Here is a 22358-nt window from a genome sequence, read left to right on the forward strand (position 1 = left end):
CTATATCGTAACATAGTTTTTTGATCAATTCTGTCCGAACGGCTTATCGGACTGTTGCACAGCGATCATTTTTTCTGCTTGACGAATCAATTGTTCGCGGAGATCCTGCGGTTCAAGGACTCGAACTTCCGGACCTAGCCGCATCAATTGTCGTCCTAAAAAAGTGAGCTCGCGAATCGGAATTTGCCATGTTCGGTCACGACGAAGAGGTAAAATGCCTTCGAGCATTCGTTCACCTAAAGAAGTTAATTCTAGTTTCACCGTCGTCATCGGTACATGTGTCATGTTCTTTTCTAAATCAGAAAAGGTCAAATCAGTTGCAGGCAACTCATGAAGCGATACACCTAGAACTCGGTCGACACGGAACTGCCGAAATCCACGGTCAGTCCGTCCATAAAAATACCAGCGATTGTGTTCGAACGATAAGCCGATCGGATCCACTACGATCGACTTTTGACCTTTTGTCGTCTCATAGAGAATATTCCCCATACGTCCGCTCTCTAAAAGGTCGAGTAACGCAGGATTTCGCGGTGACGGTGGTGTATCGACCGCTTTAAATCGAAAGCGGTCTTTCCATTTTACAATCTGTTGCTCCGTCATCTTCGGTAACTCGTTCGCATAGCGTTCAGCGACTTCCTGGCGGATCGTCCCGAACGGAAAATCTGGAATCTGACCGACCCATTCGAGTAGCATGAACAAGACAATCGTCTCTTCATTTGTCAAAACGAGTGGCGGCATATTCCGGTGCGGCAGCATCCGGTAGCCCCCGGCTACGCCCGGTTCACTATAAATCGGATAACCATTTGCTTCAAGAACCGTCATGTCTCGTTGAATCGTCCGGATCGATACCTTACATTCTTCCGCTAGCATACGTGCAGAAAAGTGTTCCCCCCGGTTTAATAAACGGACCAAACGCCATTGTCTCGTATTCATAAAGTTCCTCCTCAAATGACGACATCTTTTGTCGTCATTATACGCTAAGATGAAGTCACACAAATCCTAAGGAGGAATTTTAATGTCTCAATCTACGACCGTACTGTATATCGCTTGTAGTCTTGATGGAAAAATTGCTAGACACGATGGTTCCCTCGACTGGTTATTTGCTGTTGCTGGAGACGGTGATAATGGCTATCAAACTTTTTATGAACAGATTGGTGCCGTCATCATGGGTCGAAAAACGTATGAGGAAGTCCTTCAACTCAGCGAGACGTATCCATACGCGGATATTCCAAGTTATATTTACAGCCGGACGCAACGAACGTCAGAGACGGTCACCTATACGGATGAACCGCTCGATCAATTACTTGAGCGGATCACACCGACAATTGATGGCAAGGTCTGGCTTGTTGGTGGCGGCGAATTGATTCAAGAAGCGCTACGGTTACAGTGCGTCAGTTCAATCGAACTCGCGATGGCCCCTGTCATTCTCGGAACGGGTATCCCGTTATTTCCAGAAGGAACCGTTGAAACGAATCTTCACTTGAAGGACAGTCGTCAATCGGGACAATTCCTGATGGCGACATATGATGTCTTGACTTAAACAAAACAACAGCCAGTTCGAGAAATCCGAACTGGCTGTTCGTTTACATCGTATTACGCATTTTTCTTTGTCTTTTTCTCTTTCGGTTCCGTCCATTTGAAGATTTTATTCATGACGTTGTAAATGCGTTTCGATTCCTTTGTCATCAGTGGTCCGAGAATCGCGAGAATCAAGACGTACAGAGCCGAAAATGGTGACAAGATATCCATCAATCCACCGGCGATTCCGAGATTCGCGACGATGATCGAGAACTCCCCGCGCGAGACGATCGTCAAGCCGATGTTCGATGAAGCTTTATGCGAAAGTCCTGCTTTACGTCCTGCAATCATTCCCGCGACATAGTTTCCGACAATCGTGATGACGACGGCACCAAGTGCGAGCCAGACAGCATCTAAGAGCATCGTTGGATCGATACTCAATCCGAAACTAAAGAAGAAGATGGCACCGAAGAAGTCACGGAACGGGACGACAAGATGTTCGATCCGCTCTCCTTGATCGGTTTCCGAGAAAACGAGACCGAGTAACAAGGCACCAATTGCTTCTGCGACATGAATCGTTTCCGAAAAACCAGCAACGAAGAACAGGGCAGCAAAGACAACGATGATGAAGACTTCATCCGAAGCGATTTTTAGCATTTTGTTCAAGAGTGGTGTCGCTTTTCGAGCAATGATGAAGAACAACAACATATACCCAAGAGCAATCAAAATCGATGTGACAGAAGACATTAAGGTTGTTCCGTCACCAAGCAAGAGTCCAGATAAAACAGACAAGTAAACTGCTAGGAAAATATCCTCGAACATAATGATTCCAAGGATCAATTCTGTCTCCGTATTACCAGTCCGACGTAAGTCGACTAAGACTTTTGCGACGATCGCACTCGAGGAAATCGTGATGATTCCAGCGATGATCAACACTTCGTAAAGTGGGAACCCGGCGATGAATCCATAGAGTAGACCACCCGTAAAGTTAATGGATAAATAAATCGTTCCACTCGTAACGATTGATTTCCCAGACCGGATCAATTTACCAATCGAGAACTCGAGTCCGAGATAGAATAAAAGGAACAGGACGCCGATTCGTCCGAGAAAACTGATGAACTCAGCACTTTCGATGAACTTGAAGTCTAGTATCCCGATTGTCGGAGCGTGCGGTCCAACAATCATTCCTAAAACAATTAAAAACGGAATGATCGAGAAGTTAAGTTTGTTCGCGAGCAACGCCGCGATCGCCACTAAGATAAGCGCGGTACCGACTTCAAATATGAGATGATCCATATATTATCCGCCTCCTTCGATTGAGAATAATGCTTTCGTGATGTGACGGACGTTTTGACGCTCACCTGATAAGACGATCGTATCTCCCACTTCAAGACGCGTTTCTGGTCCAGGATTCAGCGATTTTGAACGGTCATGCTTGAGCACGGCAATAATCGAGATATCGTACTGGTTGCGGATATCGAGTTCCCCAATCGTTTGATTGTTGACTTTTGAATCCTGACCAACTTTAAACCATTCGATCACAAGATCATCAAATGCTAATTCGATTTTCTCGAGATCTTTCGGCTTATAGGACAGTCCTCCGAGAATTCCTGCCATTTGACGAGCTTCTGCGTCATTAAACGTCACACTCGAGATGCTCTCATCAAAATCATCGTCATCATAATGATGGACCTCTCGACGTCCGTCGTCGTGAACGATGACGACCACCTTATCTCCTCGTGTCGTGATGCCTTCGAACTTCCGTCCGATTCCTGGTAAATCTACTTCTCGCATATCCATGTTATATTTCCTCCTATTTTTAAATTTTACAAATGGTGATTCGCTTTGTGGATGAGTGCCTTGAACGTCTCATCACTCAATATATCTTGAAGATCATGCAGCTGTTTCAAATCCGCTTTCGCCATGATGACAAATCCGTCCTCCTCAATGAATGCCACGCGATCTCCTTCCTCCACTTGCAAGGCTTGCCTAATTTTTTTAGGAATGGTGATCTGTCCTTTTGACGTTAACTTTGATAGCTCCATTACGAACTTCCTTCTTCCTGTGTTTTTCTTGTATTCCTTACTTCCTTACTTTTCTTATTTCCAGTTTAACATGTTTCTAAACTTATTCCGAGTATTTTGCTTTGAATAAAAAAATTCTCTGAATTCAAAAAAATGAATGCAGAGAATTTTTTTAATATTTATTCACTTTTTATTTTTGGTTTAATCAAATCTTCGACGATTTTTATCAATCGATCCTTAAAATCTTCAATTTCGTAAACGTGATCTATTTTATTTCGAATATTCGGTTCATCTCTAAGAGTAATGTATTTATTATTTACAGAATTTAAATGAAGACGACAAATCCATTTTCTATTACTATCATCTATTAGAATATTAAAATAACTGGCGTTATCACGATAAAAAATTCTATTTTTATCAATTGCAGATCCTAATAAAACCTTTACTGTGGCGTATCCTTCAATTTCTTCTTGAGTAGTTTCAATTGATTTAGGAATAGGAATGTCATTATGAATTTCAGTTATTTCTTGATTTTCTACATTTCTTTCCATTGAATCTATTGTTGTTTCTTGTTCGCCTGAGATAACATTTTTAAGTTTTTCATTCAAACTTTCATTTATAAACTGGTTGAAAGACTTTTGAACAATAGGTCTAAATTTATCAATTACTGCTTGAGTTTTAATTCCTTGATACGAATCTTGTATCAACATTTTAATGAAATCATCACTTGGAGTTTCTGAAATGGTTTTTAACTGATCTTTTATAGCATTTAAATATTTAAGTTCTTCAGCAGTAGAAAGAATTGTATCAACATTAAATTCCTGTTTCTTAAACTTTTGAAGTTCTTTTATATCACTATCCTTTATTGCGGATAGTGTGATTTCAAAAAACGGGACTGAATCCATAACATTTGGTGTTTCTAAATCTGTGTAAAACCTATAAACATCTCCGTTAGTTAGTATTGCAAATTTTGCGTTTGTAGTACCAAAATATCTAAATAATTGAGAATCATGTTTTGTTAGACGTTCTTTTATAGACTTTGCCTCAATTAAGATTGTCGGTATTCCTTGATTCATGATTGCATAATCTACTTTTTCTCCTTTTTTTATTCCAACATCTGCAATATATTCTGGAGTGAACTCTGCAGGATTAAATACATCATATCCAAGCATTTGAAAAAAAGGCATAATTAGAGCAGTCTTGGTAGCTTCTTCAGTAGAGATTGAATCTTTCATTTGATTTATTCTTTGTGAAATATTTCGAATTTCCAATGCGAAGTTTTCCATTTGTTCCACTCCTTATAAATATTAGTTGCATTAATTATACACTATTATAAATACTTATCCTTTTAAAAATAAAATAACTATTATTTCCTTTTGATATAATCTTCTTTTATAATCGCATAAATCTTTAAATCCCAGAAACGCTCTTTAACGTACAAAGCACTCCGAGAGACGCCTTCAAATGTCATGCCGATCTTTTCCATGACACGAGCTGATCCGTCATTCGCAACAAAACAGCGTGCTTGAATACGTTCAAGACCGAGCGTCTCGAAACCGTACTGCACAAGACGCGCTGCTGCTTCCGGCATCAAACCCTTTCCCCAGTTGTCGCGCGACAGCGCATAACCGAGTTCTGCTTGGTGTTGCTCAAACGACACTTTGATGAAATCAATCGTGCCGATAACTCGACCGCTTGCTTTGTCTTCGATAGCCCAAGGTGCAGGATTACCTTGTTCGTATTGTCGGAGGATGTATTCAACGAATTTCTCCGAATCCGCGAGCGTCTCATGGGCATACCAGCTGACATATCGCGCCGTCTCTTCGTCTTTCGTATAGGCATAGATATCTGCTGCATCTTCTGTGCGAACTGGTCGCAAACGGAGTCGTTCCGTTTCAAGTACAGGCAAAGCTTGATATAAATCGATGGTCGTTAACATGATCGAACCCTTCTTCCTTTGATTTTTTCCAAGTATACCCACTCTTTCTTAAAAAGTATAGAGATATATGAAAACGTTATCTGAATTTTCTGGTATACTATTGGAAAATGATGTAAGAAAGGATGCTGTCATGTCTTCTCGTGAACGGACGCTCTTAAGTGCGCTCGGTATTTCACAGTTCGGTGACTTCATTTATCTTGTTGCGATTAACGTTTATATTTATCGCTTAACCAGCTCCGCGTCCGCTGTTGCTACGCTTTGGATCATCAGTCCAGTCGTCTCTCTCGTCATCAAGTCGTTCGCAGGTAGTTGGGTCGACCGATCCGACTTACGTCGCTTATTGATTCAGACCGATTTACTCCGTGCAATCTTGATTGGCATTTTGCCATTTCTACCACTATCCATGCTCTACATCAACTTGCTTGCCTTAGCCGTCATTAAATCTATCGTCGAACCAGCGACCTTAACCTATATCACGACGCTTGTACCGAAAGACGACCGGACATCATTTAATGCCTATCGTAGTCTGATCACGTCAGGTGCCTTTTTGATTGGTCCTGCTCTCGCTGGAGGATTGCTCTATGTTGCTTCTGCCGACGTTGCCATTTGGCTCAACGCTGTCTCGTTTTTCGGATCAGCTGTTCTGCTGATGCGCTTGCCGCGTTTTACCGCTTCGGTCGAACGAGGGATGCGGCTGCAAGACATTATATCCGATTGGCGGCTTGTCTATCAGTTCAGTAAAGACGCGCATTATGTGACTGGATTGTATGTCCTCGCGATGCTAATGATGATTGCGACGCTTGCACTCGATACGCAAGAAGTCGTCTTTTTACAGCGAAGCATCGGCTTATCAGAAACCGACTACGGCTTACTCATGAGCCTGACGGGGATTGGTTCTGTTGCCGGTAGCTGGATCGTCGCTCGCTACGCTAAAACCCTTTCCGTTCGGATGATGCTGACGATTGGCTATACGTTTGTCGCTATCGGTTATATGCTGTACGCAAGTGCAAATTCGTTTTCAATCGTCTGTACTGGTTTCTTGTTGCTCGGATGTTTCCACGCATTTGCAGGAACCGGTTTTCTGACGTTCCAACAGACGAATATTCCGCTTCATTTGATGGGACGCTTTACGAGTCTTTACGGTGTCGGCGTCAGTCTGCTCCAGATTCTAGCGATCGTCAGCATTGGTCTACTCGGCGATATTTGGTCGTTTCGCTTCAGTACGATCCTGTTCGCTGGTTTGCTCGTGTTGGTGACAATCTGTTTTCTCGGATTGGTTCTCCTCCCGAGCAAGCAACGGTACTTTACGACGAACGAAGTTGAAGCAGAACGACACGCCTAAAAAACAGGGAATCCCGTCAGCGCGGTGTTCCCTGTTTAAATTGCTGTTCTAGCCGTTCTTTTATCACTTCTGCGTGTGTGACGAGCAGAAAAGTTCCATTTTGTAGTTGTTTCTGCAATTGTTTAGCTTCCACCCAAGCAAGCGTGTATTCCGCTTCTGAGATAATCCCTTGCTCCTGCGCTGCTTCCAGTTCGTCCGCATCGACTAATAAGACTTCTCCCGATGGCAAAACGATCAGATCGAGAAACAGATCGTCCCAGTAGACACGTCCGTTTTCCATTCCAGTACGAAGGCAGATATCAATATAGGTTTGTACCAACTGACCTGAAGCATCAAACATCGAGGTCACGGCATAATGTGCATCACTTGGAAATTGTTGTACCCAAACGTAACCAGCGTCAGCGATTTGAATCGTTTCGTCGCCATAACGGACGTCTAATGGTGAAGCGACTTCAATAAGTTGAAGAAGCGTCACTTGCCCTTGAAACACTTCATTCTCGACCTGTTCTTGAACATAGTGTCGTTGTGTGATGCGACGCCAGTCACGCCGATCAGCATATCGTTTTTTGATCATCTATTTATCCTCCGTTTTTCTTTAGTGTGCCATACCCCGTCTCTTTTTCATTCCAATCCTTAAAAAAAGAGGCAACGGATTTTTCCGTTACCCCTTGCTTCATCATTTTGCTGTCTCTGAACTGTGTAACGCAGTACCATTCGTCTCAATGACGTGACGATACCAGTCAAACGAATCCTTCTTCATCCGTTCCATCGATCCGTTGCCTTCGTTATCTCGGTCGACGTAAATCATACCGTAGCGTTTTTTCATTTCCCCCGTCGTAAAGGAGACGATGTCGATGACGCCCCACGGCGTATACCCAATCAACTCAACACCATCTTCGAGGACGGCTGCTTTGAACGCTTCGATATGCGCACGCAAGTAATCGATTCGCGCCGTGTCATGAATCTGACCATCCTCGATTGTATCAATCGCACCAAAGCCGTTCTCGACGATGAACAACGGAATCTGGTAGCGGTCATAGAGACGATTCATCGCGTATCGAAGACCAACCGGATCAATCGCCCAGCCCCAGTCACTCGACTGGATGTACGGATTCTCAACACCTTGTGCGAGACCACCGTTAACGATGTTACCTGTATTATTGACGACGGCATCATGTTTGACAGTCGTCGACATGTAGTAACTGAATCCGAGATAGTCGACCGTTCCGTTACGAAGAATCTCCGCATCACCGTCTAAGATTGGAATGTCATATCCTTCTCGTTTGAACTCATTCAATGCGTAAGACGGATAATAACCACGGACTTGAACATCCGGGAAGAAGTAACGCTGACGCATCGATGTCTCAGCAAGTAGAATATCTTCCGGGTGCGATGAGTACGGATAGATTGGCACGTGCGAAACCATTGCCCCGATCTCGAAGTCTGGGTTGATCGCTTTCCCTTTTGCGACGGCAAGCGCACTTGCGAGCAATTCATGATGTCCCGTTTGATACATGACTTCCATCGCGTTCTCTTCCGGATCGAGGAGGACACCTGAATTCGTCCAGAGGAACAGTGGATTGCTGACATCCATCTTGTTATTGATCTCATTGAACGTCATCCAGTACTTGACCTTGTCTTTATAGCGCGTGAAACAGACTTCTGCGAATTTCTCGAAGAAAAATGCCACTTTCCGATTACGGAAACCGCCATATTCACGCGCAAGGTGAAGCGGCATCTCAAAATGTGACAACGTAATGATTGGTTCGATACCGTATTTGAGTAGTTCGTCAAAGACGTCATCATAAAACTTCAGTCCTTCTTCGTTCGGTTCAGCTTCGTCTCCGTTCGGGAAAATCCGGCTCCAACCGATCGATGTCCGAAGGCACTTCAGTCCCATTTCAGCGAACAGCGCGATATCTTCTTTATAACGGTGATAAAAATCAATCGCCTCGTGATTCGGATAGAATTCATTCTCCTCTACCTGATCCGTGATACGTCGTGCGACGCCGTGTGCTCCTGCCGTCAATACATCAACGACACTCGGTCCTTTGCCACCAGCGTTCCAGCCACCCTCAAATTGATGCGCTGCTAGCGCACCGCCCCATAGAAAATCGTTTGGTAATGTCTTCATCTTCATGTCCTCCTTCTATTTCTCTTACTTGATGATCGTTAAAATCTGTGTGTTTGCCGTCGTGACGGTCTCGTCCGTCGGTAAGATTTGCGCATAACTTTGGGTGTTCGTGATGATGATCGGCGTAATCGTCTCGAGTCCATGCGCTTCAATTGCTGTCGCATCAAACGTCAACAAGCGGTCACCGGTCGTCACAGCTTCACCTTCTTTGACGTGTAACGTGAACGGTTTACCGTCGAGCATCACCGTCTCGAGACCGACATGGATCAAAACTTCGACGCCAGTCGTTGACCGTAGCCCGATTGCGTGACCGGACGGGGCAATCATGACGATAGTCCCATCAAATGGTGCGGTTACCACATTGCCAGTTGGACGAATCGCTACTCCCTGACCCATTGCCCCCGAAGCAAAGACGGGATCCGGTACATCCGATAAGGCAACGATTGTTCCTTCAAGCGGTGCACGCAGCGTCTCTTCGTTCGTTAGTGTCGCACTGACTTCTTGTTCAGCAACAGGGGTCGCTGTCGTTTCCGTTGCGACGACAGGTGATGCTTGTTCACCGAAACCGAATACTTGAATCAAGACAATCGGCAGGATCAAGGCAATCGCTGTTCCAATCAATAAACCGATGATGGACGACGGGTAGTCGGAATCGATTCCATTGACGAGCGTCAATGGTCCCGGTAATCCGGCGTAAGCAAAGTAATACGGTTTAAAGAAACTCGCCGTGACGGCGCCGATCGCACCAGAGATACAACCGTAGATGAACGGTTTCTTAAAACGAAGCGTCACACCATAGATGGCTGGTTCTGTAATGCCGAAGATACCTGTTAGTCCTGCTGAGACACCGACTTTTTTTGTTTCTTTGTTGCGTGCTTTCAAGATGACGCCGATGACAGCACCGATTTGAGCGATGACGGCAATCGTTTGGTACGCCTGGAATGAATCACGACCATATTGTTCGAAGTTCGCAAGCACCATCGGCGTGACACCCCAGTGGACACCGAAGATGACGATGACTTGCCAGAAGCCACCAATGATCAGACCAGCGACCGCAGGAGCATTCTCTGCTAAGTAGTTATACCCATTTGCAATCCCTTCTGCACCAAGTGTCGTAATTGGTCCGATCAAGAGAATCGTGAATGGAACCATCAACACCATACTAAAGAATGGCACGAACAATGGACGAACGACTTCGTGGATCGTCTTGTTCAGGAATCGTTCGACGTAGGACAAAATCCAGACGAGGAATAATGGAGGTAAGACCGATGATGTATAAGTTGTTCCGGATAAAGCAATTCCTAGAAACGTGATGGATTCACCTGCAGTAATGCGCGCCGCGATGTCTGCCCACGTTGGACTGACCAGTGCCGCACTACACGCAACGGCAATGAATGCATTGACTTTAAAATGGTTCGCTGCCGTGATGGCAATGAAAATTGGCAAGAATGTAAAAGGCGCCCACGAGATAAAGCTGAAGACTTCATAAGTGCCCGTCTTCGCGAATGCCGGAAAAGCAAGTGTCGCTAAAATCAATGTTCCCTGCAGAATCCCTGCTGCAGCTAAGATATAAACGAACGGTGCAAAAACGGCTGACATCGTCGCTATGATTCGGTTAAGGACCGTCCCTTTCGGTGCCTCTTCCGTGTCCGGTTGCTCTAGATCGACGAGTTTCACAAATTCTTGATGGACTTCTCCAACGTGTTGACCAATGACGATTTGAAATTGCCCGCCAGACTCAACGACCGTAATGACGCCAGGTAATGCACTGACCGTTTCTTTGGCTACTGGATCTGAACGTTTTAAGACAAGACGAAGTCGTGTAGCGCATCGAACAGCACTGATGATATTCTCTTCTCCTCCGACCGCTTCTAAAATCGAGTGCGCCAGTTTTTGATAATCGCGAACCTTGCCCATATTGTGTACCTCCCCTGAATATGACGCGTTGAATACCCTTTCATTTTAATTGTACATGCACAATTAATCAATACATAAATAATTTAATTAACTATTCTATTTTGGAGACATCAATAATATGCTAAACTCACATTAGAAATCAGTTCGTGAGAAAAGAAGGTGTCCTATGCTGAAATACCAGCAAACTGCCGATGAAATCGAGCAATACATAGAAAAACATGAGTTAAAGCAAGGAGACAAACTACCCATCCTCGAAGAACTAATCCGGCAGTTCGCCGTCAGTAAAACGACGATGACAAAATCACTCGAATTGCTTGAACGAAAAGGCATCATCTTTCAAGTCCGTGGAAGCGGGATTTTTGTCCGTAAGACGAATCGGACCGGCTATATTCGACTGTTCTCGACTCAAGGATTCAAGCAGAATCTCGTCGGTCATACGATTGAGTCAACTGTTCTCGTACTCGAACCAATCGATGCAACGGATAATATCGCGAAGAATCTTGGGATCGAATCGGGTGAGACAGTCTATTACGTTAAGCGAATCCGTTTCATTGACGGCAAAATCCTCTGTCTCGAAGAGTCTTATTATCGTCAATCGATCGTTCCGTACTTAAATCGCGAAATCGTCGAACAATCGATCTTCGAATACTTAGAGACAGCACTCCAATTGAACATTGGATTCTCGGATATGTACATGCACGTCGGGAAATTAAGCGCAGAGACGGCTCGTCATCTGGATCTCGCCGAGGGCGATCCTGGATTGACGATCGAGACAGTCTTTCACTTAACGAATGGTCGTCCGTTCGACTATTCCGTCATAACCTACCACTACGAACATTCACACTTCGTCGTCCAGGCGAACGGACTATATTTATGAGGAACGGAGCAAACTTGAATGAATGGTGAACTTATTCAATACTATGGAATGCTCATCCTCGGAATCATTACACTTTTTGGCGGCGTTTTTTTACGATTAGTACATGGAAAGACTCAACAGAATCATTTAAAACCAAACTTCAATTCATCTTGATCACGTTATTTGGAGTTGGACTACTCTACTGGACGGTTCCTAGCCTTACGCAGATCGTTTTCAAGAACCATGCTGTCATCAAAGGTGACTGTTATGTAGAGGAAAACTCGGGTAAGACTCACTCCATTTCTATTATTTTCGACTCAACAGAGGATTATGAGGATTTCACCTTCCTAGAAAATCCGGAATTAGGAGCGTACGGAGAAGACGTGCCCTATTATTGTCGCGTCATTTCAACGAAGAATCATCAGTTCCCGATTTCCTATAAAATTTATGATTCTAAGACCCATAAACAACTCTCCTCTTCTAAAGACGATTAAAACAAAAAGGATTGCATGAGCCAGTGCCATGCAATCCTTTTGAAGTTCTTACAGCAATGATCCAATCATGTCCTCATTTTGTGATTTTATAATCGAATCTCTTCTTTACTAGAATTTTCGAGGTACAGTTCCCCATCAAACGTCGTCAAGGCAACCACTTTCCCGTCTTTTTCATACCACGCTGTTGCGCCTTCACGATCGAGTTCTTCCCAACCGGCTTGTCGGATCCGAGTTCCATACAGTAAACCCGGTCCATCGGTTTCCGAGACAAGTCGAGTTTTGATCTTCCACTCACCTTGTTTTTCAATTGCCGTAGCAAATCGCGGCACCGGAAAACCGGATACTTGTGATTCTTGAAAACTGACATACCAACCACCGATTATTACAATGAGACCGATAACCAGGATTGCGATCCATTTCTTTTTCATATGTACTCCTCCTTCACTTTTCCATCTGCATTTTTAACTTACCAAAATATGGTCCTCCTGCCCTCCTTCTATAGGCGGATTACTGATTTTTTAAATTATGAAAACACATGAAAATAGTTTCGATTTTAAGAAAACATCTAAAAAAAATTCAATTTTTTTCATAAAAAATGCACACCCCTGTTCGTCCTTAGAGCATCAACGGTTTGACAACCCCCGGCATAGAGCCGTTTTCAGTCATTTTCAATTGGTTAAGCCCATTGGTAACTTGACTTCATTTCTCCCTATGGTACGATACAAACTTATCAAAGGGAGTGAACAGAACTTATGAAATTCAGAAAAGAAAAAGTCAATGTCGTTGACATGCAGCAAACCAAAAAGAGTGTCTACGCGACCGGAATTGGGAATGCGATGGAATGGTTCGATTTTGGTCTTTATTCCTATCTCGCAATCATCATCAGTCAAAACTTCTTTAGCGCTGTTGAAAATGATGAACTGAAGCTTGTCTTTACTTTTGCGACCTTTGCGATCGCTTTTTTAATGCGACCAATCGGCGGAATCGTCTTTGGACGCATCGGAGATCGACTTGGACGGAAGGTCGTCTTAACGACGACAATTGTTATGATGGCCGGTTCAACGCTTATCATCGGATTATTACCGACCTACGATCAAATTGGAATTTGGGCACCCATCCTTTTACTATTAGCCCGCATCTTACAAGGGTTCTCGACTGGCGGAGAATATGCCGGAGCAATGGTCTACATTGCCGAGTCGTCACCTGATAACAAACGGAGTGCTCTTGGAAGTGGTCTTGAAATCGGAACACTCGGTGGGTACATTCTTGCCTCATTACTTGCTACAACACTTTTTGTCACTTTATCAGATGATCAAATGGCATCTTGGGGATGGCGGATTCCATTCATCCTTGGAGCACCACTCGGTTTATTCGGTCTCTATTTACGTCGTCATTTGGATGAGTCGCCAATCTTCGAAAATGAGATTAATGAAAATACAGAAGAACCCGCGACATTCCGCGAAATCTTACGCGATCATAAGCGTGATATCATCCTTTGTTTCATTGCTGTCGCGTTCTTCAACATTACGAACTATATGCTCTTGTCCTACATGCCATCATACCTTGATGAAGTCATTGGTATGTCAAGTTCGACAAGTACGATTCTCATCACCGGTGTCATGGTGATCATGATTCCACTCGCTTATTTCTTCGGAAAACTAAGTGATAAAAAAGGCAATCGCAATATCGTCCTCTTCGCGTTAGCAGGACTATCGTTGCTTTCGATCCTGTCGTTCTTCTTGATTGGTCTTAAACCACTCTTGTTCGTCGGAATCGGAATCTTCATCCTCGGATTCTTCTTGGCGATCTTTGAAGGAACGATGCCAAGTCTGCTACCAAGTATCTTCTATACGGATGTCCGCTACCGGACACTATCCGTGACGTTCAATGTCTCGGTCTCGATCTTCGGTGGAACGACGCCACTCGTTTCGACTTGGCTCGTCCATGAGACGCAAAATCCGCTCGCTCCTGCTTTCTATCTAACGGCAGTCAGCGTCATCGGGTTCGTCACGTTCTTCTTCCTCTTTAAAAATACAGCCGGTAAAGCACTTAAAGGATCGCATCCGACTGTATCGAGTGAAAAAGAAGTCGCGTCGATCGCAAAAAAACCAGACGATGCCCTCTGGTGGGCAGAATAATTGCTACAAGTAAGAGCCGTCTTCCGCAGAAGATGGCTCTTTTTAGTAGACAGCACTCAGCTCTGTTACGATTCGGTCCGCAACTACGAGTTCCTGCTCTTGCGCAAAATCGAACTGGCAACCGATTGCTACTAGTCCGTTCGCTTGCGCTGCTTTGAAATCGGACAAACGGTCACCGACGACGTATCCGGACGAGATATCGTGCGTCTTACAAATCTCTCGTACGAGTGCTGATTTATCACCGGAACGAATGTCTTCAATGCTATAGACATGATCGATATACGCCTCAAGACCATACGTCGTTACGATCGCTGATAGGTAGGACGGCCACCCGTTACTAGCGATATAGACCGAGTGACCCGCTTGTTTCAAACGAGCGAGCAACTCGACCGTTCCTGGATATAGACAACCATGCCCGGACTTGACTGCCTGCTCTAAGCTATGTCGAAACTTTTGATCCACAACCTGTTGGTCTGCGGCTGAAAAATCCGGAAGTAATGTCTCCCATACTTTCGGTAGCGAGACGCCCATGATCTTCTGATAGAGCGCGAGTGGAGTCTCTCCTTCCCAGCGCCCCGTCTGACGCAATTCATGAAAGACCTCTTCTAACGTATGCGCAAGCACAGCATTTGTTTGAAACAATGTTCCATCCATGTCAAAAATATAGTGTGTCATTGACTCTCTCCTATCTGCTCACGCTTTATTATCTGAATCATGGCTTCTATGGATCTATCCTCAGCAATCAGACGATCCGTCGGGCGGTGATCCTGATCAATCCACCAGCGTTTCATATCCGTCTCAGAAAACTCCGTCGGCTGGCGCATTGCGTGGCGACGGACGGTTTCTTCGAATGAAACGTCAAAATAATATGCCACGTACCGTGAAGTAAAGCGTCGTTCCAACCGGTCAATCATCTCACCGTACCAATCCTGTGCGAGAATTCCTTCTAGCAGAATCGTCGCATGACGTCCGTCAGCAAGTCCAACCAACTCCTCGATCCAGCGAATCGTCGGATTTCCTGGTCCATCTTTTACGTTCAACATTTCTCTACGGATGACATCTTGCGAAAACAGGATACTATCCGGTAAGACCGATCGTAATGCCTTAGCTAGCGTCGTTTTTTCACTACCGGAGTTTCCACGGATGACGATCAAGCGCGACTTCATGTCGTGAACCAGTCTCCGTTCAAGGCAGCAATGTACCGCTCTGCAGAGCGCGCTACAGCTTCAGACGCACCGGTTTCGATCTTCCGATAAAAGGCGTCATATAATTTTTCAAAGCGAAGCGGGCGTATCGTTTCTGCCATGCGCGCGACCGTCTTTGCAGGAAGCGGAATCATATTCGGATAACTGTACATGAAACTGACCCATGCCCGATCGGCAACGATTCGAATGATGTCTCCTGTCAACAAAAGTCCTGCTGACGCATCTTTTCGTTCACAGATGACTGCTCCTTTGAAGTGACCACCGACGCGATGTAACATCAAATCTTCCGTTAACTCCAAGCGTTCACCACTCCAGAATACGATGCGCTCACTTGGTCGCGTCACGAACGACGCATCGTCTTCATGAATATAGATCGGTACGTCAAAAGCCTCTGCCCATTCGACTTGTGTCGCGTAATAATGCGGATGTGATAAAGCGATCGCCTGAAGCCCGCCTAATTCGTCAAGCTGCTCTTTCGTTGCGGAATCAAGATATGTAATGCAGTCCCATAACAGGTTAAACGATTTTCCTTGGACGAGATATGCCGTTTGACCGATGCCGAATGCTGGTGTCGTCTGAATCGCATAGACACCTGCTCCGTCGTCCATAATGATATTTTGGTACGTTCCTGACGCTTGCATGGCAGCGAGTGTCGTCCATGTTTGACCGGTCGGATTGACATACTGTCGTTCTTCTAAGCAAATCGGACACGTTTCGCGATGCGGATTGATTTGTTCGACACCACACGTCGTACAGATGATGGTTTCCATATCATCATTCCTTTCCAATTCGTAAATGATTTTCCTGATATATCATAACATATTCCAATTATAGGGATTGAATCTAGGGATTAAGATGCGCTCGCCGAAATGAACATGTATGAAGAATGAGATTATTATACCGATTTCGCCTCCTCTCATTGCGCGCTGGCTTACTTTATTCCTAAGGCAACGTCTTGATGCTCTGCACAGGGTAAGACAAAAGCAGGTCGAACCACTGATGTGGCTCGACCTGCTTTATTTAATAAGACGTTCGATCGTCATTTATGACGCTTTGAAAATGTTCTGTGAATCGATTGATCGCTTCTTCTGTATCAAGATTTCCAGAAAACCAGATCTTTTTGTCTTCTGAAAATGTAAGATGCAATGAGCCGTCTATTGTTGACTCCACTTTAAGTGTAGCAATCGTATCTGACTTCATTAATGTCTTTTGTGATAGAGTGACCAGTTCATTCGTCAACGTTTCGCGTGTATCTTCTGACGTCTTTTCCTGGAGAAGATCAACTGTCTTATGAAGCAATACGGCTTTTGAGACTCGCGATAGATTCAACTCTCGAATTTCAAACATGTAGGCGTTCTCATGTTCATGCTGACGCTGGACGATGAATCGTGGAGAATGCACTAAATGTTGAACGAAGTGAACGAACATTTCGATGGTCATTTCGGACATACCGAAACCCTCCCTTTTGCATGGATCAACGGACGAATGCCTTTAATCCTTTATGTGAATGGACAGTAAGAGTCCTGTATGAAATCAAGCAGGTGAATTGGGGAAAAAACCTCCCTTCTGTAAAGTTATACCACAAAAACAAGTACAAAGTGTACATGTTTATGTTTCAAAACTAAGATTCGAATAGCCTCCGAATCTTGTTTATAGTAACATAAAAGATACTAGTTTTAATCATAATTAACATACTCATTTGATAAAAAACTATATGACTGAATTATGTACACGGATGAAGAGTCAGAGATCATCTATCCCTCTCTGACTCTTACATCAGTCATTCATCGTTGGCGCGATTAAATCTTGTAACGTGTATGCCTGCAGCGCATCCGTAAAGGACGTGAATGCTTGATCGAACGCTTGTCGTGTGTTTTGCAAACTACCATTTTTATTTGGAACTGTCACATTTTCAAGATAGGATACTTCTTCAAATAAATGAACGATTTCTCCTAACGTAATCGTTTCTGGGGATTTTGCTAATTTGAAACCTCCATTACGACCTTGTACGGAAATGATGAGACCAAACCTGCTCAATGAATGGACAATCTTCATCAAATGATTTTTAGAAATATCATAATGGTTTGCCACTTCTTGAATTTGTACGAGTCGAGTCGGATGCGACGCTGCGAAAATAAGCACACGAATGGCATAGTCCGTAGAGCGAGTCATCTTCATCCATTTCACCTTCTTTTTCTTTCCTTTATATAGACATAGTACAGAAGCTCACTCATTTTCACAATCAATAGTATGGCTTAAAGTGTCGTTCATAGTGATTTTGCACATATGTATATCTTTTATCTTAAAGGATATGAAGTGTCAAAATCTAGGGATTTCTCGGAAAAAGTAAAATGATATTTTAATTCGATGAAGTAAATCATTCAGACTATTCAATGTCTATGATAAGATTCTTTTAAACATGTACGTTTCAAGTTTGTTTATATATTTGTTAGAAAGAGGTTTAGTCATGAAGTGGCTCTCATCAAGTATGTTCCACCGGTTTTATATTTTATTGTTTTCAAACTTCTTAATTTTTGCAAGCATCGGCGTCTTGACATTTTACTTCGCTCAAAAAGAGCTAGAGCAACACCGAACTTCATCACAGAAGATTACATTACAAAAAACGCAAGCTCGCACGCTTTGGAATGAAGCACAACAAGTCAATCTCCAAGTCCAACAAATCGATTTTAATGATCAAGATGATCTTAAGCAGGTCAATAAAAGATTGAAACGTTTACAAAAAAACGTTGAATCGTTCAGTCAACGTTATTCAGATCCATCAGACGACCGATTTTCGCATCAACTCGTTCAATTTTCAAGATTTTTGGAACAGGAAGTCACTTTGCAAATACCTACGGATAATCAAAAGCTGGTTCAGCAGTCTGACTTCGTCGTTAACGACTACTTTCGAATGATTCATAATGAAGAGAAAAACGCACAGCAGTCGCTACAACAAAGAACCGCTGAAGTATTACGCTACGCCTTTGGTGTGATGATCATCGCTTTTTGTCTTCTCAGTTACTTGATTTTAAGACTTGTGCGGTCTTTTCGAACAGATTTACTCGATCTCGTCGATCAAACGAAACAGCCTGATCGATTGGAACAGAATGATTTTCAGAACCGTTACGATGAGATTGGTACACTTGGGCGATCGATGCAACAAATGACGACGTTGCTCGCATTTGAACACCAGCAAACACAAGTTGCTAATTTACAACTTCAAGAGTCTTTATACCAACAAAAAACAATCGAGCGACAACTTCAATTTCAAAATCAGTTAGCCACTCAAATTTTGCGTCATCAATCTACTTCAGGTCTTCACACCTGGCTACAAGTAATCGGTAGTCATTTTCGGGCGGCTCATATCTATTTTTCACCGCAGTCGGAGAATTTTGAACCTGTCCATATCGCACTATCAGACGAACCAATTTATGACAAAGAACGGTTGGAGTTAGAAGCGAAGACCGAGCTAGATACATCCATCCATCTAATCGAGAAGGAGCAGTTGACGTTATGTGCTCTCCCTTTACACAGTCCGTCAAAATTCATTGGTTCATTGACGTTACAATTTCATCATCGTTTTACTGAGACTGTCGCACTTCAGAAAACGACTCATTTATTAAATATCGGGTTGATGCGATTGCTTGATGACATCCGTATAAAAGAACACCATCAATTGATTCAGCGCATTTTAAATGGTTTACGAGAAGCTATCTTATTCGTCGATGTGACGAATACGAATATCTTTACGAATCGCGTGTTTCATCAATTATTTCCGAACTGGTCACCTTCTGAAAACCAATCTGAAAACTTAGCATTCGTCATCGAAGCCTTCGAACCGTTGATTCTCGAAACAGAGGCGTTATATGCATATGTCGAACAAATCAAAGCAGGCTTTGACCACGCATCAGTTATTCCAGCTCAGGATTTTTCAATGCCAGACGATCGTCATTTACGACTTTACACAGAATTTTTACCCGAACGTCAAGGTATTCTATTTGTTTTTCGTGAACGCACAGTTGAAGTCAACCATGCTAAAAAGGAGCAAAACTTCATTTCGGTTTTATCACATGAGCTTCGAACGCCACTTGCATCCATCGAAGGGTTCAGTGAATTAATGTTACACCGGTCGTTATCTCCTTCAAAACAGCGAAAATATTTAGAAACCATGCGGAGTGAGACACAGCGACTCAGTCAACTGTTAACCGAATTCCTAGATTATCAGCGACTTAGTCATCAAAAAGAATCCTATCAGTTAGAATCATTTTGCATCGAACATATGCTCATCGAGTTAACAGAGTGGTTGAACGTTGCGACATCGACGCATCATTTACAAATCCAAACTGACGGTCCTTGCCTGATTACGGCTGACCAAGAAAAAATCCGGAGGGTCTTATTAAACATCTTAAATAATGCGATAAAATACTCTCCCGTTGATTCAAATATCCAAATCTCGTTAGCGTGCTGTGAAGCTGAAATCGTCATCACCATTAGCGACGACGGATATGGTATCCCAAAACAAGATCTTCCCTACCTCTTTGATCCGTATTACCGTGTCGAACAAGCAGACCACCTCCAAGTTCAAGGAACAGGTCTCGGTTTACCGATTTGTAAGGAAATCATCGAAGCGCATGGTGGGAGAATCACCGTTCATTCAGAAATCGGAAAAGGATCTGACTTTTTTATCCGTTTACCTCGTGATGAAGAGTGGAACACAACCAATAACATGTACAATAACAGTATGAATAATCTACAACTAGGAAGTGAAGAACGTGGAAGCTGATTTAAATCAAATCGTTCACTGTTTAAATCAAGATTTTAAACAGCATAAAACTGTCTTCAGTGCAATGGCACTGAAAGAAACCAACCCCTGCATCGTCTTGATGGAGGATCACCGCAAAAGAAGATTGAATGATGCTTTGTATCAATACTCTGATTTCATCGCTGAATTGGAATCACTTATTTATCGCTGTTTAATTGATGTCCGGGGAGCCCGTGAATCAGCCTCCCCTTCCGAGATTTTTATCTCTAAAGCCCAACTCTATTCGCCTTATCATTATTTGATTACTTTTTTATGAGAGGAGTCCACCATGACTGTTCAAGAAAATACAGCATTGTTGATCATTGACGTCATTAATAAGATGGATTTTGAAGGAGCTGAGCAGTTAATGCAACAAACGCTCCCTATCCTCTCACCACTCACAAAATTAAAACAACATTATAAACGTCAAAATATTCCCGTGATTTACGTCAATGACAATTTTGGTCTGTGGCAGGAAAATGTCAATCAAATCATTGATGAGTGCCGCGGAGGTCTTGGGGATGTACTCATCGAAGCACTCCATCCAGAAGAGGATGATTACTTCATCATCAAGCCCAAGCACTCAGGTTTTTTCGGTACTCAGCTCGATATTTTATTGAAGCATTTGGATGTCTCGCGTCTTATCATCACCGGTCTAACGACCGACATGTGTATCTTATTTACAGCAAATGACGCCTATATGCGGGAATATGCCATTCATGTCCCTGCAGACTGTACGGCAGCAGAAACCGCTGTCGCAAAAGATCATGCCTTAGAAATTCTCAGTTCGACATTATCACTGGATTGCTCCTCGAGTTCATGCTTGATGAATAAGGAGGAATAACCATGCTTCATTATTTTTCTGGAACGTATGAATCAGCACGCGAACGTTTCAATGAGACTGCACAATGCATTCTTTCTCAGCATTATCCGAAGCTAACGCATGATTCACTGGAACAACAAGCGTCACTCTATTCCGATTGGTGGCACGGCCAGTCCGGTAATAATTCAACATTACTGATCTTAACCAGTGGATTACATGGAATCGAAGGGTACGCAGGGAGTGCCATGCAGCTCCAGTTTTTATCAGACCATATGAAACAGGTAAATACGGGAGAAGTCGATATTTTGCTGATCCATGGTATTAATGCATATGGGATGAAACATCATCGAAAAGAAACACAGCATAACCTCAATTTAAATCGAAACGCGATTCACGATTTTTCAAAGGCAGATTTACGCAATCCGGGTTTTGATGAGTTGCAATCTTTGTTTATAAAACGGTCAGGTTCAGGACGGCGTCTGGATTATATACCGTTTACACTGCATGTCTTATACGACTTGCTTCGTCTAGGTCCACACGCTTTTTTAAAGGCTGCGACACTTGGACAATTCAAGCATCCGACCGGATTCTATTATGGCGGACATACGCAAGACGCTTACTTCTCCGATGTGTTAAGTCGGCTCGTCGATACACTATCTGCTTACCAACATGTTGTGATGCTCGACTGCCATACGGGTTATGGACCAGCGGGTCAAGTCCAACTCGTCATGTCATCGGAAGATCCACGACACGCTAAGGAGGTAGAAGCATACACACGTTATCCGATCGTCGATCAACCACGAGATCAACAGTTTTATGCAATCGAAGGAGAATGGTTAAATTATCTGTATGAAGAAACAAAAAAGCGGCACATCGGTTTTTTAGGTTTAACCGTAGAATGTGGAACGCTTGGAAAGCATCCTTTTGCCCTACTCCGAACGTTAAAAGCAACGATCGATGAAAATCGTCTCTTTTTCAATCAAGCAGTTGCCCCTCGACGGATTAGAGAGCGATTCGACACACTTTACATCCCTAAAAATAAACAGTGGCGACGGTCCATCTTGAACGAGACATCCTTCATCTTTAACAACATCACTGAATGGATCAATGATCCAAAAAGTCATTCTTTGATTAAACGTTCACTTCAACCTATCGAAAAATAAGGTA

The 22358-nt window shown here is 43.4% G+C and carries 23 protein-coding genes; 8 read left to right on the top strand and 15 right to left on the bottom strand.

Annotation, left to right across the window (positions count from 1 at the left end):
* Window positions 1-24: 24 nt before the first annotated feature.
* Entirely contained in the window at window positions 25-933 is a 909-nt protein-coding gene (locus Q7C19_RS05405; RefSeq protein WP_375091843.1) for a helix-turn-helix transcriptional regulator, read from the bottom strand.
* Window positions 934-1015: 82 nt separating this feature from the next.
* Between Q7C19_RS05405 and Q7C19_RS05410 the strand changes: the two genes are divergently transcribed.
* Complete coding sequence (locus tag Q7C19_RS05410) at window positions 1016-1540, top strand: dihydrofolate reductase family protein (RefSeq protein WP_035407598.1); 525 nt, start codon at window positions 1016-1018, stop codon at window positions 1538-1540.
* A 53-nt stretch (window positions 1541-1593) separates the two neighbouring features.
* Here Q7C19_RS05410 and Q7C19_RS05415 read toward each other — a convergent pair whose 3' ends face one another.
* The 5 genes from Q7C19_RS05415 to Q7C19_RS05435 form a co-directional block, all read right to left on the bottom strand.
* Window positions 1594-2814 carry a cation:proton antiporter gene (locus Q7C19_RS05415; RefSeq protein ID WP_035407596.1) on the bottom strand — a complete coding sequence of 407 codons (1221 nt, stop codon included), beginning with the start codon at window positions 2812-2814 and terminating at the stop codon, window positions 1594-1596.
* 3 nt (window positions 2815-2817) lie between these two features.
* Window positions 2818-3318, bottom strand: a complete 501-nt coding sequence (locus tag Q7C19_RS05420) for a cation:proton antiporter regulatory subunit (protein ID WP_035407594.1) — start codon at window positions 3316-3318, stop codon at window positions 2818-2820.
* Window positions 3319-3344: 26 nt separating this feature from the next.
* On the bottom strand, window positions 3345-3563 hold the full coding sequence (locus Q7C19_RS05425) for an AbrB/MazE/SpoVT family DNA-binding domain-containing protein (protein ID WP_035407592.1): 219 nt from the start codon (window positions 3561-3563) through the stop codon (window positions 3345-3347).
* Between the two features lie 158 nt (window positions 3564-3721).
* On the bottom strand, window positions 3722-4828 hold the full coding sequence (locus Q7C19_RS05430) for a type I restriction endonuclease (protein ID WP_375091844.1): 1107 nt from the start codon (window positions 4826-4828) through the stop codon (window positions 3722-3724).
* A gap of 80 nt (window positions 4829-4908) precedes the next feature.
* Window positions 4909-5481 (bottom strand): GNAT family N-acetyltransferase, encoded by a 573-nt coding sequence (locus Q7C19_RS05435; RefSeq protein WP_290773965.1) that lies wholly within the window; start codon window positions 5479-5481, stop codon window positions 4909-4911.
* Window positions 5482-5611: 130 nt separating this feature from the next.
* Here Q7C19_RS05435 and Q7C19_RS05440 point away from each other — a divergent pair, with 130 nt between their 5' ends.
* On the top strand, window positions 5612-6823 hold the full coding sequence (locus tag Q7C19_RS05440) for an MFS transporter (protein ID WP_290773969.1): 1212 nt from the start codon (window positions 5612-5614) through the stop codon (window positions 6821-6823).
* 16 nt (window positions 6824-6839) lie between these two features.
* On the opposite strand, the gene Q7C19_RS05445 is transcribed toward Q7C19_RS05440, so the two are convergent.
* The 3 genes from Q7C19_RS05445 to Q7C19_RS05455 form a co-directional block, all read right to left on the bottom strand.
* A complete protein-coding gene (locus Q7C19_RS05445; RefSeq protein ID WP_290773972.1) occupies window positions 6840-7397 on the bottom strand; it encodes a ribonuclease FAU-1 family protein in 558 nt (185 codons plus the stop codon).
* A 102-nt stretch (window positions 7398-7499) separates the two neighbouring features.
* Window positions 7500-8957, bottom strand: coding sequence for a 6-phospho-beta-glucosidase BglA (gene bglA, locus Q7C19_RS05450; RefSeq protein WP_056061789.1), 1458 nt, complete (start codon window positions 8955-8957; stop codon window positions 7500-7502).
* 24 nt (window positions 8958-8981) lie between these two features.
* A complete protein-coding gene (locus Q7C19_RS05455) occupies window positions 8982-10874 on the bottom strand; it encodes a beta-glucoside-specific PTS transporter subunit IIABC (protein ID WP_313586827.1) in 1893 nt (630 codons plus the stop codon).
* Window positions 10875-11040: 166 nt separating this feature from the next.
* On the opposite strand from Q7C19_RS05455, the gene Q7C19_RS05460 reads away from it, so the two are divergent.
* Complete coding sequence (locus Q7C19_RS05460) at window positions 11041-11751, top strand: GntR family transcriptional regulator (RefSeq protein WP_035407572.1); 711 nt, start codon at window positions 11041-11043, stop codon at window positions 11749-11751.
* Window positions 11752-12310: 559 nt separating this feature from the next.
* Here Q7C19_RS05460 and Q7C19_RS05465 read toward each other — a convergent pair.
* Window positions 12311-12652 (bottom strand): hypothetical protein, encoded by a 342-nt coding sequence (locus Q7C19_RS05465; protein ID WP_056061795.1) that lies wholly within the window; start codon window positions 12650-12652, stop codon window positions 12311-12313.
* 324 nt (window positions 12653-12976) lie between these two features.
* Here Q7C19_RS05465 and Q7C19_RS05470 point away from each other — a divergent pair, with 324 nt between their 5' ends.
* Window positions 12977-14362 (top strand): MFS transporter, encoded by a 1386-nt coding sequence (locus Q7C19_RS05470; protein ID WP_035407564.1) that lies wholly within the window; start codon window positions 12977-12979, stop codon window positions 14360-14362.
* Between the two features lie 42 nt (window positions 14363-14404).
* Here Q7C19_RS05470 and Q7C19_RS05475 read toward each other — a convergent pair whose 3' ends face one another.
* From Q7C19_RS05475 to Q7C19_RS05495, 5 genes are all read right to left on the bottom strand, one after another.
* Complete coding sequence (locus Q7C19_RS05475) at window positions 14405-15037, bottom strand: HAD hydrolase-like protein (protein ID WP_308101666.1); 633 nt, start codon at window positions 15035-15037, stop codon at window positions 14405-14407.
* Entirely contained in the window at window positions 15034-15528 is a 495-nt protein-coding gene (locus tag Q7C19_RS05480) for an AAA family ATPase (protein WP_375091845.1), read from the bottom strand. Before Q7C19_RS05480 ends, Q7C19_RS05475 begins: the two co-directional genes overlap by 4 nt.
* Window positions 15525-16337 (bottom strand): MBL fold metallo-hydrolase, encoded by an 813-nt coding sequence (locus Q7C19_RS05485; RefSeq protein ID WP_308101667.1) that lies wholly within the window; start codon window positions 16335-16337, stop codon window positions 15525-15527. The genes Q7C19_RS05480 and Q7C19_RS05485 overlap by 4 nt, the downstream gene beginning before the upstream one ends.
* Before the next feature lie 250 nt (window positions 16338-16587).
* The gene (locus tag Q7C19_RS05490) at window positions 16588-17016 is read right to left on the bottom strand and encodes a hypothetical protein (protein ID WP_375091846.1); all 429 of its coding nucleotides are present in this window, start codon (window positions 17014-17016) and stop codon (window positions 16588-16590) included.
* 327 nt (window positions 17017-17343) lie between these two features.
* Window positions 17344-17739, bottom strand: coding sequence for an RrF2 family transcriptional regulator (locus Q7C19_RS05495; protein WP_308101669.1), 396 nt, complete (start codon window positions 17737-17739; stop codon window positions 17344-17346).
* A gap of 295 nt (window positions 17740-18034) precedes the next feature.
* On the opposite strand from Q7C19_RS05495, the gene Q7C19_RS05500 reads away from it, so the two are divergent.
* The 4 genes from Q7C19_RS05500 to Q7C19_RS05515 are packed head-to-tail and all read left to right on the top strand — an operon-like array spanning window position 18035 to window position 22354.
* The gene (locus tag Q7C19_RS05500; protein ID WP_308101670.1) at window positions 18035-20350 is read left to right on the top strand and encodes a sensor histidine kinase; all 2316 of its coding nucleotides are present in this window, start codon (window positions 18035-18037) and stop codon (window positions 20348-20350) included.
* A complete protein-coding gene (locus tag Q7C19_RS05505) occupies window positions 20340-20645 on the top strand; it encodes a hypothetical protein (RefSeq protein ID WP_035407545.1) in 306 nt (101 codons plus the stop codon). The genes Q7C19_RS05500 and Q7C19_RS05505 overlap by 11 nt, the downstream gene beginning before the upstream one ends.
* Before the next feature lie 12 nt (window positions 20646-20657).
* Entirely contained in the window at window positions 20658-21212 is a 555-nt protein-coding gene (locus tag Q7C19_RS05510) for a cysteine hydrolase family protein (protein ID WP_375091847.1), read from the top strand.
* A gap of 2 nt (window positions 21213-21214) precedes the next feature.
* Window positions 21215-22354 carry a M14 family metallopeptidase gene (locus Q7C19_RS05515; protein WP_375091848.1) on the top strand — a complete coding sequence of 380 codons (1140 nt, stop codon included), beginning with the start codon at window positions 21215-21217 and terminating at the stop codon, window positions 22352-22354.
* Window positions 22355-22358 lie beyond the last annotated feature (4 nt).

The organism is Exiguobacterium sp. PHA03 (assembly GCF_041945985.1).
Lineage (GTDB): Bacteria > Bacillota > Bacilli > Exiguobacteriales > Exiguobacteriaceae > Exiguobacterium_A.